This is a genomic window from Imperialibacter sp., from assembly GCF_048007035.1.
In the GTDB taxonomy this organism is placed as follows: domain Bacteria; phylum Bacteroidota; class Bacteroidia; order Cytophagales; family Cyclobacteriaceae; genus Imperialibacter.
In genome coordinates this window covers 4,332,583-4,348,570 of record NZ_CP180355.1, presented here as the reverse complement: position 1 = coordinate 4,348,570, position 15,988 = coordinate 4,332,583, and the positions used below count along the sequence as shown (strand labels likewise).

Annotated in this window: 11 protein-coding genes; 8 read left to right on the top strand and 3 right to left on the bottom strand. The window is 48.8% G+C overall.

Annotated elements, in window-relative coordinates:
• Positions 1 to 4 precede the first annotated feature (4 nt).
• Together ACMVP2_RS18755 and ACMVP2_RS18750 are read right to left on the bottom strand one after the other, a co-directional pair.
• Entirely contained in the window at positions 5 to 3,181 is a 3,177-nt protein-coding gene (locus tag ACMVP2_RS18755; RefSeq protein ID WP_416864609.1) for an efflux RND transporter permease subunit, read from the bottom strand.
• A 26-nt stretch (positions 3,182 to 3,207) separates the two neighbouring features.
• Positions 3,208 to 4,290: an efflux RND transporter periplasmic adaptor subunit gene (locus tag ACMVP2_RS18750; protein ID WP_416864608.1), complete on the bottom strand. Its 1,083-nt coding sequence runs from the start codon at positions 4,288 to 4,290 to the stop codon at positions 3,208 to 3,210.
• 388 nt (positions 4,291 to 4,678) lie between these two features.
• Here ACMVP2_RS18750 and ACMVP2_RS18745 point away from each other — a divergent pair, with 388 nt between their 5' ends.
• From ACMVP2_RS18745 to ACMVP2_RS18725, 5 genes are all read left to right on the top strand, one after another.
• The gene (locus ACMVP2_RS18745; protein ID WP_416864607.1) at positions 4,679 to 6,106 is read left to right on the top strand and encodes a sulfatase; all 1,428 of its coding nucleotides are present in this window, start codon (positions 4,679 to 4,681) and stop codon (positions 6,104 to 6,106) included.
• Positions 6,107 to 6,168: 62 nt separating this feature from the next.
• On the top strand, positions 6,169 to 6,459 hold the full coding sequence (locus tag ACMVP2_RS18740; RefSeq protein WP_416864606.1) for a hypothetical protein: 291 nt from the start codon (positions 6,169 to 6,171) through the stop codon (positions 6,457 to 6,459).
• Between the two features lie 96 nt (positions 6,460 to 6,555).
• A complete protein-coding gene (locus ACMVP2_RS18735; RefSeq protein WP_416864605.1) occupies positions 6,556 to 8,274 on the top strand; it encodes a GH39 family glycosyl hydrolase in 1,719 nt (572 codons plus the stop codon).
• Positions 8,275 to 8,307: 33 nt separating this feature from the next.
• The gene (locus tag ACMVP2_RS18730) at positions 8,308 to 8,673 is read left to right on the top strand and encodes a cupin domain-containing protein (RefSeq protein WP_416864604.1); all 366 of its coding nucleotides are present in this window, start codon (positions 8,308 to 8,310) and stop codon (positions 8,671 to 8,673) included.
• 228 nt (positions 8,674 to 8,901) lie between these two features.
• A complete protein-coding gene (locus ACMVP2_RS18725) occupies positions 8,902 to 9,900 on the top strand; it encodes an NADP-dependent oxidoreductase (protein WP_416864603.1) in 999 nt (332 codons plus the stop codon).
• A 15-nt stretch (positions 9,901 to 9,915) separates the two neighbouring features.
• On the opposite strand, the gene ACMVP2_RS18720 is transcribed toward ACMVP2_RS18725, so the two are convergent.
• Positions 9,916 to 10,914 carry a Gfo/Idh/MocA family protein gene (locus ACMVP2_RS18720; RefSeq protein WP_416864602.1) on the bottom strand — a complete coding sequence of 333 codons (999 nt, stop codon included), beginning with the start codon at positions 10,912 to 10,914 and terminating at the stop codon, positions 9,916 to 9,918.
• A gap of 205 nt (positions 10,915 to 11,119) precedes the next feature.
• On the opposite strand from ACMVP2_RS18720, the gene ACMVP2_RS18715 reads away from it, so the two are divergent.
• From ACMVP2_RS18715 to ACMVP2_RS18705, 3 genes are all read left to right on the top strand, one after another.
• Positions 11,120 to 11,530, top strand: a complete 411-nt coding sequence (locus ACMVP2_RS18715) for a GlcG/HbpS family heme-binding protein (protein WP_416864601.1) — start codon at positions 11,120 to 11,122, stop codon at positions 11,528 to 11,530.
• Positions 11,531 to 11,572: 42 nt separating this feature from the next.
• A complete protein-coding gene (locus tag ACMVP2_RS18710) occupies positions 11,573 to 12,436 on the top strand; it encodes an alpha/beta hydrolase fold domain-containing protein (RefSeq protein ID WP_416864600.1) in 864 nt (287 codons plus the stop codon).
• 182 nt (positions 12,437 to 12,618) lie between these two features.
• Positions 12,619 to 15,879 carry a S41 family peptidase gene (locus ACMVP2_RS18705; RefSeq protein WP_416864599.1) on the top strand — a complete coding sequence of 1,087 codons (3,261 nt, stop codon included), beginning with the start codon at positions 12,619 to 12,621 and terminating at the stop codon, positions 15,877 to 15,879.
• The last annotated feature ends 109 nt before the right edge of the window (positions 15,880 to 15,988 follow it).

Sequence of the window (15,988 nt, the reverse complement as noted above, 5' to 3'; positions counted from 1 at the left end):
ATAATCAATTTATTTCTTTCGAATGTTTGTGTTGGGGCTCCTCACTCAGAGGCCTGTCGTATTCATCCCTGATCAGCTGACGGCCGTCCGCTAGTTTTCCGAAAATGTAGTACAGTCCCGGAATGATGATCACACCGAATATGGTTCCAAAGAGCATACCGCCGAGGGCCGATGAGCCAATGGTTCGGTTACCTATGGCACCAGCACCCGTGGCAATCACCAGAGGAATCAAACCGGCAATGAAGGCAAATGATGTCATCAGGATAGGCCGGAAACGCACCCTGGCACCTTCAATGGCTGCTTCAAAAATTGTTGCTCCGTGTCGCCGTTTCTGAACAGCAAATTCCACAATCAACACTGCATTTTTACCCAGCAATCCCACCAGCATAATGAGACCAATCTGTGCATAAATATCGTTGTCCAACCCCATTACCTTAAGGAACAGGAAGGAGCCAAACACCCCAACTGGCAAGGAGAATATTACTGCCAGAGGCAAAAGGAAGCTTTCGTACTGAGCCGCCAGCACAAAGTAGACGAACAGTACTACAATGATAAAGACGTACAGCGCTTCATTCCCTCTTTTTGATTCATCGTAAGAAAGACCTTCCCAGGCTATGTCATACCCTTTCGGCAGCGTTTGGGACGCCACTTCAGTAATGGCCTGGATAGCATCGGCGGTAGTATACCCCTCGGCAGGCAGCCCTCTGATGGCAGCCGAGTTGTACATGTTGTAGCGGGTAATCTCGTTAGGTCCCTGTTTCTTTTCGAGCTTCATGAACGACGAGTAGGGTACCATTTCTTCCCTGTCATTCTTGACAAACAAGTTCAAAACATCGGAGGGAAGTCTTCTAAACTCAGGAGCAGATTGAACATACACCTTGAAAAACCTGTCGAACCTGATAAACCCTTGCTCGTAGGTACTTCCGATAAGTATGTTCAGGTTTTCCATCGCTTTGCCGATAGAAACGCCCTTTTGCATGGCCAGTTCGTTGTCTATCAACAGCTCGTACTGAGGATAGTTAGCGGCGAAAAAGGTAAACAAGCCAGTGAGCTCCGGACGCTTGTCCAGGTTATCCATGAACTCCTTGTTTATTTTATCAAACTCCTGGTAGTCGGTGTCCGTAGTTTTATCCAGCAAGCGCATGGAAAAGCCTCCGGAAGATCCAAACCCGGGGATAGCAGGCGGTTCAAAGAATTCGACAATAGCTCCAAGGCCTTTCGACTCCTCTTCCAGCTCTTCCATAATCTCTTTCACCGAATGCTCCCGTTCCGACCAGGGTTTTAGGTTGATCAAACAAGTACCTGCGTTGGAGCCCCGACCTTCTGTCATGATCTCATAGCCAGCCAACGAAGAAACGGATTCCACACCATCAATTTCCTCGCAAATTTTCTGAAGCTGCTGAGACACCTGATTGGTTCTTTCCAGGGTAGCGCCCGGAGGTGTCTGGATGATAGCGTAAATAGTACCCTGATCTTCACTGGGGATAAATCCAGCTGGTAGAATTTCATTTTCAAAGAATATACCTGCGCAGAAAACGCCCAGGATGATGAAAGTAAGTCCCCTTCTGTTAACTATCAGCCTTAGCAAGCCCGTGTATTTGCCAGTCACTTTTTCGAAGCCACTGTTGAAACTATCGAGCGCCCGGTTCATCAGCGTTCTCTTTCTGGGCTGCCCGTGTGTGTTCTTCAGCAGCATGGCGCACAATACCGGTGTAAGAGTAAGGGCTATTACAGCAGAAATCACAATCGAGCTTGCCATCGTGATAGAGAACTGCCTGTAGAAGGTGCCTACGGGGCCGGTCATAAATGAAATGGGCAGAAACACCGACACCATTACCATAGTGATGGCGATAATCGCTCCACTGATCTCACCCATTACCTTTTTCACAGCATTGTAAGGCGAAAGGTGCTCCTCTTCCATTTTGGCGTGCACAGCTTCCACCACCACAATGGCATCATCCACCACTATACCAATGGCCAGCACAAGTGCAAACAGTGTCACAAGGTTGATAGAAAGCCCAAAAAACTGGATGACAAAAAATGCACCGATCAGGGATACAGGAACAGCAAGAATCGGTATGAGCGTGGAGCGCCAGTCGCCAAGGAATACAAACACTACCAGAGCCACCAGGATAAAGGCATCACGCAAAGTGTGTGTCACCTGCTCAATGGAGGCATCCAAAAACTTGGATACGTCATAACTGATTTTGTAGTCCACTCCGGGAGGGAAACTGACCCTCATCTCTTCAAGCTTCGCCTTCACCTCAGCAATAACTTCACTGGCGTTACTGCCGTAGTTTTGCTTCAATACAATAGCCGCAGAAGGGTGCCCATCCAGGTTAGAGTAAATGTCAAAAAACTCACTACCCAGCTCAATTGTGGCAATGTCCTTCAGGTGTATGCTTTCACCTTCAGCATTCGCCCGAACAATGATTTGCTCGTATTCTTCCGGCTTGTTGTACCGGCCTTTATACGTAAGTACGTATTCTAACGACTGCGCAGCAATACCTGAACTTTGGCCTATTCTACCCGGACGACCAATAATGCTTTGCTCGGCAAGCGCCTCCATTACTTCCTCAATGGAGATATTGTAGGCCCTCATGCGGTCAGGGTTGAGCCACACCCGCATAGCATAGGTGCGGCTACCCAATATCTGCGTTCTGGCCACACCATTGATCCTGTTTATTTCAGGAATCATTTTAACGTTGGCGTAGTTGTACAGGAATTTTTCATCCAATCCTTCCTCGGTACTGTAGAGGTTCACATACATCAACATACTGGGCTGGATGGGCGTGATGATCACCCCTTCACGTTGCACAAGTGCGGGCAAAAGAGGCATCACCTGATCCACCCTGGTCTTCACCCGGATAACCGCCTGGTTGGGATCCGTGCCTGGTTCAAAGATGATGGTGACTGTAGCTTCGCCGGCACTGGTGGCATCGGTGGTCATGTACCTCATGCCCTGAACACCGTTGATGGAGTTTTCAAGGGTAATGAGCGTCGACTTAACCAGTACATCGGCACTGGAACCTGGGTAAGCAATGAAAATACTTACAGTTGTTGGGGCAATTTGGGGAAATTGCGAGATAGGCAGCTGCTTAATAGCCAGCGAACCTACAAAAACGATAATGACCGAAATTACAATGGCAAAAACGGGCCTATGAATTATATTACTAAACATTTCTTCTCGATTTTAAGGATGCCTGATTATTCCGCATAGAGCGTTAAATGCGACAGTACTTCTGCCGGATCCCTGAACTCAAAACTTATTTCCTGATTTTCTCTGACCAGCCTCAGCCCTTCCAGAAGGATTTTATCGTTTACTTCCAACCCGCTCTGAACAGCATAAATGTGCGGCATTTCGGCCGAAATGGTTATTGCTCTTGACCGGATCTTATTCTCCTCGTCGATCACATAAACATATCTTTTGTCGAGGATTTCAAAAGTTGACTTCTGAGGAATGAGCAGGGCGCCCTTAAGGTCTACCGTCACTTGTATATTGCCTGTCTCACCATGTCTGAGTAATCCATTGGGGTTCGGGAAGGTTGCCCTGAAAGCAATATTGCCGGTTTCGTTGTTAAAGTCCGCCTCAATTGTTTCCACTACGCCTCTATGGTTGAACAGCCTGTTATTAGCCATCAAAAGACCCACTTCCATTTTTTCGTCAGACTTAACGCTGGATTCGTATTCCAGGTACTCTGCTTCCGGAACATTAAAGTAGACCCACATTTTGCTATTGTCGGAAAGGTTTGTCAGCAGGTCTCCCTCGTCGACAAGGCTGCCCTGCCTTACATGAAAGCGATCCATAAGCCCATCAAAAGGTGCTCTGATTTGGGTGAATCCCAGGTGAACTTCTGCCAGCGATACCTCAGCCATTGCTTTATCATATTTGGCTTTGGCCAAGGCCAGCTCATTTGGCGCTACTACATTACTTTCTGCCAACCGCTTTGTGTTCTGATACTCAATTTCAACAAAACTGGCCTCAGCTTGTGCCTTTTGGAGCTCCGCTTCATATAGTTTGGGCATTATCTGGAACATTAGCTGCCCCTTTTTTACACGCTGCCCTTCGTCCACGTATATTTTTTGCAAATAGCCTTTTTCAAGTGCCCTCAGTTCAATGTGCTGGACCGACCGAATTTGACATACGTAATCTTTTGTAACAGTTGTGTCCATCCTCAACGGACTAGTCACTAAAAATTTAGTTTCTTCCTCCTCTTTTTCCTTGTGCGATTCACAGCTTGTGTAGCACAACAGGGCACACAAACCCACGAACATGAGTGTTTTATTCATAATAATTTTGCGTTCTTGATTCTCCAAAAAACTTAACTATTTCAGTTGTCACTTTTGACCGAACAAAATTCATCTACTGATTCTGAAGTATTTCGGGAGTAATTCTGAAGTTTTGCTGAAGATTTAAAAAAAGCCTTGTAGGAGGTTGCTAATCGTGCAAAAAACAGCGCCCAATAGTGAGAATTTGTAAAGAGTTAACCGGCCAGCTTGCACAAAATTTGAAAAATGTCCCGGTTGCTTTGTGCAATTGATTATATTGGATTCTCAGTAATAAGACTCGAAAAACAGTGAAAAGCACATTGAAAAACCTGGTCACTGTTCTTCCTGTCAGCACTTTCTTCAAAGCGGTTCTTACAAAAAATTTAACACTCGCATACAGTTTGACACAATGGATAAAATAAGAAAACTCTCCATCGGGTTACTGGCAATCGCACTTTGCGGGTGCGGTAGTGAACCCGAAAAGGTTAATCAAAAGCCGAACATCATCTATATCTACACCGACCAGCAAAATGCCAGCATGATGACCTGCGCCGGCAACCAGTGGCTGAAGACACCAGCCATGGACTATATCGCCAACAACGGCGTCAGGTTTACCCGGGCCTATGTGACCAACCCGGTTTGCACACCTTCACGAGTGAGCATGATGACGGGCAGATTTCCGGGCTACTTCAATGACGCCAATGGTCAGCCGGTTCGGGAGAATGTTGGAGCCATGAGGATCCCTGACGTGTCGGTAGACGTGCAAAACGCTACCATAGCGGCTTACCTGAAAGCGGCCGGATACGACCTGGTGTTTGGCGGAAAGGAACACCTGCCAAAGTCACTTACACCTGAAGCCCTTGGCTTCACCGACATCACAAATGATGAACGAGACGAGCTGGCCATGGAGGCAGCAAAGTACATTTCCACGCCCCATGAAAAGCCTTACTTTATGGTGGTGTCGCTGATCAATCCGCACGACATTTGCTACATGGCCATTCGGGATTTTGCCGAAACACAGCAGGAAAAGAGGCTCCTCGAAATTGGCGAAACAGAATTAGCCACACTTGATGAGGCGCTAAAGCTGCCTGAGGGTGTAAGTGAAGATGAGTTTTTTAGCAAGCATTGCCCTCCACTCCCACCTAATTTTGAACCTCAGGAAGACGAACCGGCCGCCATTAGCTGGCGGGTTGAACAAAGGAATTTTCAGAAACAGGCCCGTGATCACTACACCGAAAAACAATGGCGCATGCACCGCTGGGCCTACCACCGCCTGACGGAGGTGGTAGACAGGCAGATTCAAACAATTTTGGATGCACTGAAAACCAGCGGACAGGAAGAAAACACCTTGGTTTTGCTCTCCAGCGACCATGGAGAAATGGATGCATCACACCGGCTGGAGCACAAAAGCCTTCTATATGAGGAGGCAGCGAACGTTCCCTTTCTGGCCATGTGGAAAGGCCAGATTCCAGCGGCAAGGGTCGACAGCACCCACCTGATATCCAACGGGCTGGATCTACTGCCCACCCTGTGCGACTATGCTGGCATCGACGGAAAATCAGATCCCAGGGGCAAAAGTTTGCGGCCTTTGTTTGAAGGCAAAGAAGTTGTCTGGCGAGAGCATCTTGGTGTGGAAAGCCAGGTAGGAAAGATGGTAGTGTCGGCAGACGGCCTCAAATACCTGCGGTACGACGTGGTGGGGGTCGAGGAAAACCTGATCGACCTTAACAACGATCCCCACGAAATGACACATTTTACGACCAAGCCCGAGTATGATGAAAAATTAAAGGAGCTAAGAAGCGCTTTTGATCAGGAATGGTTTCCGGGAGGAAAATAGATGATCGATCTAACCTCACTGCGAACTTTGCCGTTAAACACATAACACCATCCATTTCTGTTATGACGTTCGGTGCGGGATTTGTTTTCGATGCGATCAATACCATGAGGAGTAACAGGGCGCTCTTGAAAGGTAAGTATGCCGCACATTACAAGAACTTCGACACGGCCTATATCACCGATTCAATCATTTCCAGAAAAGCCCCAGTCTATAAAAGAGCAAACAAACGATACCTAAAGCGATTCAGGGCACAGTTGGTAAAAGCCAACAAGACGAGGACTGTCAAAAAACTTATTCTTCTGGCGGTTACGGTCATCGTGATGTCACTATTTTTTTATTTGATAATCCTCTAAATAACCACTCCGATCATCTGGTTTTCTGTTTCAACGGGGACATCGCCAACATTTATACCTATTTTAGGCTGATGTAACACCCCAATGTATAAGTCTATGGATCGGTCAATGTCTACCTCTCTACGAAAGCTCTTACCCTTTCTGCTTCTTTTTCTAAGTTTTGGGCGCTCCATTGCTCAATACGCCGTTGAACCTGTAACCATCCAGGTTGATCTGTCTAACGAAGTGGGCGAACTGCTGCCCATCTGGGCCTGGTGGGGCTACGACGAGCCCAACTACACTTACATGAAGGATGGCCAAAAGCTGCTTTCGGAAATAGCGAAGCTGAGCAAAGTACCCGTTTATGTGAGAGCACATAGCCTGCTGGTAACAGGAGAAGGCACTTATGGATTGAAATGGGGCTCTACCAATGCCTACACCGAAGACAAAAAAGGCCGCCCGATCTACGACTGGACAATCGTCGACAGGATATTTGACACCTACATAGAACGGGGTATGAAGCCTTTTGCTCAAATTGGTTTCATGCCACAGGCCCTCTCAAGCAAACCTGAGCCCTACCGGCATTACTGGAAGCCCGGCGCAGAGTACAACGACATTTACACAGGCTGGGCTTATCCGCCTAAAGACTATAAAAAGTGGGCTGAGCTGGTTTACCAATGGGTAACTCACTGTGTGGATCGGTATGGAAAAGAAGAAGTGGAAAGCTGGTACTGGGAACTGTGGAATGAGCCCAATATCGGCTACTGGCAGGGAACCACCGAGGAGTATATCAAGCTGTATGACTACAGTGCCGATGCCGTAAAACGAGCACTGCCAACAGCCAAAGTAGGTGGCCCGGAAACCACAGGCCCGGGCTGGGATAAAGCCGAAGAGTTTCTCCGGGCATTTCTCGATCATGTTGTGTCCGGTAAAAACTACGTGACTGGCAAAACCGGCTCTCCGCTGGACTTTATTTCGTTCCATGCGAAAGGCAGTCCGAAAGTAGTGGACGGCATGGTGCAAATGAACATTGGTACCCAGCTGCGTGATATTGATAAAGGGTTTGAAGTTGTGGCCTCCTACCCGACTCTCAAACACCTGCCGATTTTGATTGGCGAGTCGGATCCCGAAGGCTGTGCAGCGTGCTCAGAGGCTGATTATCCTCACAATGCTTACCGCAACGGTACCATGTATGCGGCCTATACAGCTGCCGCCTTTGCCAGAAAATACGACCTCGCCAAACACCACGGCGTCAACCTCCTTGGTGCCATTACCTGGGGTTTCGAATTCGAAGAACAGCCCTGGTTTGCCGGTTTCAGAGACATGGCTACTAATGGCGTCGATAAACCAGTGCTGAACACCTTCCGCATGTTCGGAATGATGGAAGGCAATAGGGTGGAAGTAAGTCAGGACAACCTGAGCTACAACTACCTGAAGGTAAGAGACGAAAGTGTGAGAGGAGAGAAACCTGATGTCAATGCGTTGGCATCGAAATCGAACGACGTAGCTACAGTGATGGTTTGGAACTATCACGATACCAATGACCTGGCCGTGGAAGACTCTCCCGTTAAAATAAATATCGAGGGTTTTCCAGGAGATGGAAGAATCTTGCTCACCCACTACCGAATTGATCAGGAGCATAGCAACTCTTACACAGTGTGGAAAGAGATGGGAAGTCCGCAAAACCCTACAAGCGAACAAATGGCAACCCTTGAAGAAGCAGGACAGCTTAAACTATATGGCTCACCTGAGTGGGTGGATGTGAAAAACAAAAAACTTACCATCAGCATGAAGCTACCAAGGCAAGGCATTTCTCTGTTGAAGCTAGAGTGGTAAATTTGTCAAAGAAACCGGTCTCCAACTTTTCTGATGAAAAATAACCTGGTCAATATCAATCAAAAGTTCTCTCTATTCTCTGACCACTGGCACCCACGCATTGTGGGCGAGCTTAATGGTCAGCATGTAAAGCTGGCCAAACTCCAGGGTGAGTTTGTCTGGCACAAGCACGACGACGAAGACGAATTGTTTTACGTAATCAAAGGGGAGCTGAAAATGGAGTTCAGGGATAAAACGATCATGATCCACGAAAATGAATTCCTTATTGTGCCCAGAGGCGTGGAGCACCGGCCAGTGGCTGAAAAAGAAGTTTCCGTGATGCTGTTTGAGCCTGCTGCAACGGTTAACACAGGAAACAATCCCGGTGAACTTACAAGGGAGAAGATAGAAAAAATTTAAACGACTACAATATCCTGCCGTTTTCAGTGGAGGCCAATCGTTGGATATGCTTTGGGTACAAAACATGACTTTTGGTGATCGTAATCACCGATAGTTATGCTTTTTGGTGAATACGATCACCAAAAAGCATAATCCCACTGGACTGTTCAAGAACTGAAGTTTCAGTAAGTGGGTGAGCGTTCATCGAATCACCGCTTTTCTTATACCTTTACCTTCAAACACTCACTCATGACTACGCAACAAATCGTTCTGGCCGCCAGACCCGTTGGCACCCCCACCAAAGACACTTTCAGGTTTGAAACCACAGAGGTGCCCGCACTTCAAACAGGCCAGGTACTTCTGCAGGGATTGTACTACTCGGTCGACCCCTACATGCGTGGCCGTATGAGTGATGCCAGGTCGTATGCCCCACCCTTTGAGGTAGGCAAGCCCTTTTACGGCGGCGTAGTAGCCAAGGTGATTTCCAGCAAGTCTGACCTTTTCAAAGAAGGAGATGTGGTGCTCGGCATGCTTTCGTGGGCACAGCTCATCGTTGCGAATGAGAAGGAATTAAGGAAAGTTGACACGACGATTGCACCTGCCAGCTACTACCTGGGTATTTTGGGAATGCCCGGACTCACGGCCTATTTCGGTCTTATGCATATTGGGAAGCCGAAAGAAGGGGAAACAGTTGTGGTATCTGGTGCTGCCGGCGCAGTGGGAGTGCTCGTTGGCCAAATTGCCAAAATCCATGGCTGTAGAGTAGTGGGCATCGCCGGCACAGATGAAAAGGTGGCTATGATCAAAAAGGAGTTTGGCTTTGACGAAGCGATCAATTATAAAACCACTCCCAACATGCGATTGGCCATAAAAGAGGCGTGCCCCAATGGGGTCGATATCTATTTTGACAACGTGGGAGGCCCTATCTCAGATGCAGTCATCAGCAATATCAACTTTCACGCTCGCATTCCGCTGTGCGGGCAGATTTCGCTGTACAACAATACTGAAATGGCTACCGGCCCTCGCTTACAGCCTATGCTGCTTACGAGAAGCGTGCTTATGCAGGGCTTTATCGTTTTCAATTTTCAAGACAAATACCCGGAAGGTTTCAAACACCTGACTCAATGGGTGAAAGAGGGCAAACTAAAAACGACTGAAACGATTATTGATGGATTCGATCAGCTACCAACAGCACTATTGGGCTTGTTTAAAGGACACAATACTGGTAAAATGTTAGTGAAGGCTTAGCCGAAAAGTGGGTGATCAAATCGTCACCCAACTTTTGCTTTTACCACTTTCGAAAATGGCGTCAATCACTTTCATATTGTCAACGGCATCTTCCAGCGGCGTCGGTACTGGCTTGTTGTCGAGAATGGCCTTCGCAAAAACATCTGCCTGGCAAGTATACTGGTCAGCAACAGGGAGCATGATTTCTTCCCTTTTTTCTTTTGTGACCAGCCAGATCCGACAGCGAGTGTCGGGCGGTGCATTGGCGGGTATTTCAATTTCCACATAGCCATCGGTACCAAACACAATACAACGCTGGTACGGCATGAGTTGCGTGGAGCAGGTGAAAGTGGCTGATTTTCCACCTGAAAAATCGAGCAGCCCGGAAGCTATTCTGTCGGTCTTCATCACCTGATCAAAATCCAAAAGGCCGACAGCCTGTGTTGGTTCTTCACCAAAAAGGAACCTGGGAAACGAAATGCAATAGCAGCCGATGTCCATCAGTCCTCCGCCACCAATATCGGCCTGGTTGCGGACATTGTTAGGGTCGACATTGTAATAAGAAAAGAAAGACTGCACTACTTTAGCATCTCCGATAGCGCCTGATTGCACAAGCTCTTTTGCCTTCACCCACTGCGGATGGAATCGATACATAAAGGCCTCCATTACCCTGAGCTGGGGATGCTTTTTGCTTACCACCAATAATCGCTCAGCTTCTTTGGCATTCATGCCCACCGGCTTTTCGCAAAGCACATGTTTGCCAGCTTCTATGGCCTTGATCGTCCATTCCACATGCAAATGATTGGGCAATGGGTTGTAAATGGCGTCTACCTCAGGGTCGGCCAGCAGCGCTTCGTAGGAGCCATGAGCCCTCGGTATGCCCAGTTTCTTAGCCGCCTCATCAGCAGCAGACTGGTTTCTGGAGCTGATCGCCACTACGTCGCAAAACTCACTTTTTTGGATGCCAGGTATCACCTTGGTCATTCCTATTTTGGCGGTGCTGATAATGCCCCATCTAACTTTTTGCTGTGTCATTGTTATTGATGACTTGTGAAAAATATCGTTTCAGACAATAATAACCACTTCAGGCTGATAATGAAAATCCGGTCGGCTCAATGGCAGGCCGGTGGCACGCCCCACACACCTTTGGCTCAAAGCCCCGGGCAAAAGTTTAATATTATGCCTATTTTCAGGGCTTAACCCATAACAGACACGAATAACTTAAACTCACTAAGTGTAAATGCATACGATTCAGAAAGTAAGTGCGGAAGAAGCCCTCAAGCTCGTTGCAAAAGCCGTAGAGCTGGCCAAAGAAATTGATAAAAACATCGCTGTGGCCATATCCGGTACGGAAGGGGAACTCATCTCCTTTCTTCGCATGGACGGCGCCAATCCAGCCACAGCCCAAATCGCCCAAAGTAAGGCATACACCAGCGCCAGGGACTGGAAGTCAACCAGGTCCATGGGAGAATTTATGCGCACCGTCAATCGTGAACAAGGCTACTGGACCGATACTGGCATTACCGGCTTTGGTGGTGGCCTCCCAATTGTTCAAAATGACAAAGTAATTGGCGGCATCGGCATCAGCGGACTCACCGAATCGGAAGATGAAAGAATAGCAGAAGAGGCGATAGCGGCTGTTTTCCTGTAAGTTCCATCCAAAAATAGAACTGAACTGCCAGCCCGCAACATCATGACAAAGCACACCACACAAACAACCCTGATAGCAGCACTGCTGCTTCTATCCACGCAGCTGGTTGTCGGACAGCAGTACACAGGCCTTGTTTATGCAACATCAGGGGACAGAAACCTGCTGGTCGATATTTACCTGCCGGAAAACTCATCTAACCCTTACCTTGTGGTGTGGGTGCATGGAGGTGCCTGGCATTCGGGTTCAAAAGAAAACCCACCCAAAGGGCTGCTCGAAAATGGTTATGCCCTGGCAAGCGTCGACTACCGACTGAGCGTGGAGGCACCCTTTCCGGCCATGGCGCACGATGTCAAGGCTGCCATTCGCTACCTGAGGGCTAACGCCAAAAAATATGGGTACAGGTCTGACAAAATTATCGTGGCGGGCTCCTCCGCAGGTGGGCACCTGGCTGCATTAATCGGCACTACCAACGGAAACAAGGAACTGGAAGGTACTCTTGGCGACTTCCTGACCACAAGCTCCGACGTGCAAGCGACAATTGACCTGTACGGCCCTGCCAACTTCATCACTATACTAAGTCAATCGACGCCCCATGGCATCAGTGTGCGGGCACCAGCACTGGCTCTCCTGCTGGGCAAACCCGTAGAACAAGTACCAGACCTGGCAAAGCTGGCCAGCCCTGTTTATCAGGTTGATCCTACCGACCCACCGATATTCATTGCGCATGGTGAACAGGATATTCAGGTACCGATCAACCAGTCGCTGGAGCTGGTGGGTGCTTGCGAGGCAAATCACGTGAAGGTGCAGTTTGAAGTGGTGTATGGCGCTGGCCATGGCACGCAGGAGTATGACAAGCCAGAGTTTACTGATAAGATGGTGGCGTTTTTGAAAGAGGTATTGCAGTAGTCGGGTCAAGCGCTGTAAAGAGGCATTCAAATACATAAATGGAGAATGCTTTCTGATTGAAAGTACTAAATTGTCACGTTGTATAATGCGTAATGCAGCCTCCAAAAGGCATTTAAATACTGGACACCCTGTATTTTCCAGATTAGAGTTCTTGTTACATTCAACCCAAAAAGACCATTCCTATGAAGCCCCAATTGAATAAGCAGCTATTCTCTTTTTTAGCACTTTCCCTACTTCTCCTACAAACTGCTCTTTTTGCCCAGGGCGTTGAAGGCTACTACCGCTTTCCCAATATCCACAACAACACAGTCGTTTTCACCGCTGAGGGAGACATCTGGACGGTGCCGCTCACAGGTGGGCTGGCACAACGACTCACCACTCATGCTGAAGAAGAAACCGATGCGGCCATTTCTCCCGACGGCACCACCATTGCCTTTTCCGCCAGCTACGAAGGGCCGCAGGAGATTTACACCATGCCCATCTCCGGCGGCTTACCCAGCCGCTGGACTTATGAGAGCGATGCCTCCACTATGAACTGCTGGACGCCCGACGGAAAGGTGGTGTACGACACCCGGGCCTACGCTACCCTTCCTGATCGTCAGCTGGTAACTATTGACCCTGCCACCAAAAAAAAGTCGAGAGTGCCACTTGCGCAAGCCAGCGAAGCGTCGTTCGACGCCACAGGCAAAACAGTGTACTTCGTAAGACCATCGTACCACGGCAATGTGACCAAGAGGTACAAAGGGGGCACCGCCCGTCAGATTTGGAAATATACTGAAGGAAGCCCGGAGGCAGTTCAGCTTACGCTCGGCTATGCAGGTGAAAGCCATCACCCCATGTGGTACAACGGGCGTGTCTATTTCATCACAGACCGTGACGGCACGATGAACATCTGGTCGACAGATGAAAGTGGTACAGACCTAACACAGCACACTACTCACAAAGACTTTGACGTTCGGGATGCTGGCCTCCACAACGGCCAAATTGTTTACCAATGGGGCGCCGACATCTGGCATTACAACATTCCTGACAACACCCAAACCAAAATCGACATCAGGATTCCCACAGACCTGGATCAGCTCAGAGAAAGATGGGTAGACAATCCGGCTCAGTATATCAGTTCTGTTTCACCCGACAAAGAAGGAAACAAAATTGTAATCACAGCCAGGGGGCGGGTGTTCGCTGTCCCGCTGAAATCGGGCAGAACCGTGGAGTTCACCGACAAAAAAGACGTTCGGTACAGAGATGCCGTTTTCTCCGCCGACGGCAAGAATATTTACACCCTTTCCGACGAAAGTGGTGAATTTGAATTTATCAGTATGCCTGCCAATGGCATTGGTGCCCATAAAGCTATCACGAAAGACGGCACCGTTCTAAGATACAAAGGGACGCCTTCGCCCGACGGAAAGTGGCTGGCTTACGACGACCTGGAGCGGCATATGTTTGTCCTGAACCTGGCAACGGGGGTTAGCAAAAGAATCTCAACCAGCGAAGAAGGCATCGGCATGTTTTCGTGGTCTCCCGACAGCAAATGGATAGCCTTCGTACAGTCGGCCGACAATACCATGGATCAAATATTTGTATCCAATGTTGATACCGGCGATACCTTTCCTATTACCACCGACAGAGCCAACAGCCTTTGGCCTGCCTGGAGTCCCGACGGCAAGTTCATCTACTTCTTATCGGATCGGAGCTTTACCACGTTGGTTGGCTCACCCTGGGGAGCAAGGCAACCCGAGCCCTACTTCGATGCCAGCGAAAAAATTTACCATATTGCCCTGCAAAAAGGCACGAGGTCACCCTTCCGGCCAGAGGATGAATTAGCGGTAAAAACAGACAAACCTGAGGGTAAGGAAGGTGATAAGAAAGAGGAAGCCAAGCCTGCGGTTGCTGTAAAAATAGACAAAGACGGCATAGCCGAAAGAATTGAAGAAGTGCCCGTGAGCCCAGGCAATTACAGAGGACTAGAAGTGACAAAGAAAGGCCTTTACCTGCTGAGCAGCGAAACAGGGGTGGGTGCCAAAACTCATCTCGGTGTGGTAAAGATCACCAACGACGACCCCAGGCTAGTCACGATGATCGAAGACATCAACGGCTTCAACCTGACTGGAAACGGCGAGAAAATGCTGGTGGTAAAACAAAGGAATTACTACATGGTTGAAGCAGGCACTGGCAAGGTGACTGACTTGAACGATAAGAAGATCGACCTAAGCGGTTGGAAGTTTGCCATTACACCCAAAGAAGACTGGGAGCAGATTTTCACCGACGCATGGCGCATGGAAAGGGACTACTTCTACGACAAAAACATGCACGGCGTCAACTGGGATGCCATGCATGGCAAATACCTGCCCCTCGTGGATAGGGTTACTACCAGAGAAGAGCTTTCCGACCTGATTGGACGCTTTGTTGGTGAGCTTTCCGCCCTGCACACCAGCGTAAGAGGCGGAGATACGAGGGAAGACAAGCTGGATGTGGTCGTGGCCAGTCTTGGGGCGATCTGTTCGAGAGACGACAACAATGGCGGTTATAGCATCGACTATATCTACAAAGCTGAACCCGATTATCCTGACGAAAAGTCGCCACTGGACGACCCCTACCTCGACATCAAAGTGGGTGATATCATCACAAGTGTGAACGGCAAGGCAGCCTTAAACGCTCTGGACATTGGAGAGCTGATCCGCAACCAGGCTGGCAAGCAGGTGAGGATGAGCGTGAAGCGTGGCACTGCCGAAAAAGATGTGATTGTGGTGCCGATGGCCAATCCATACAGCTTGCGCTACCGGGACTGGGAATATTCCAGAAGGCTGGAGGTAGACAACGCCACAGCCAAAAGCGTGGGCTATGTGCATTTGCAAGCCATGGGCAGCAACGACCTTGAGCAGTGGTACCGGGAGTTTTATCCCGTATTTGACCGACAAGGCCTGATCATAGACGTGCGCCACAACCGGGGTGGCAATATCGAAAGCTTTGTACTGGAGAAGCTGTTGAGAAAAGCCTGGATGTACTGGAAAAGCCGATCAGGCAAACCCTACTGGAATATGCAGTATGCCTTCAGGGGACATATCGTGATATTAGTGGATCAAAACACAGCCTCCGATGGGGAATCATTTGCTGACGGTTTCAAAAGGCTGGAGCTGGGCACAGCCATTGGTACCCGCACCTGGGGTGGGGAAATTTGGCTGAGTGGGGTCAACACATTGAGCGATGGAGGCATTGCTCGTGCACCCATGATGGGCGTTTATGGGCCGGAAGGCAAGTGGCTGGTGGAGGGCCATGGCTTTGAGCCGGACATTGTGGTCGACAACCTGCCCCATGCAACCTTCGAAGGCGAAGATGCTCAGCTGAAAGTAGCGATAGAATTCTTGCAACTGAAGATCAAGGAAGACCCAAGGCCCGTGCCGCCGGTGCCTGCTTATCCTGATAAATCGTTTGAGAATAAATAACCGGGTTAGCCACTTACTCTCATTCCTACCCGTTTGCAACTGGCAGGAGTGAAACTGGCGATTGTATCGCCTTTTCAATCCTGGTTAGATATCATTTGAATGTTTTCAA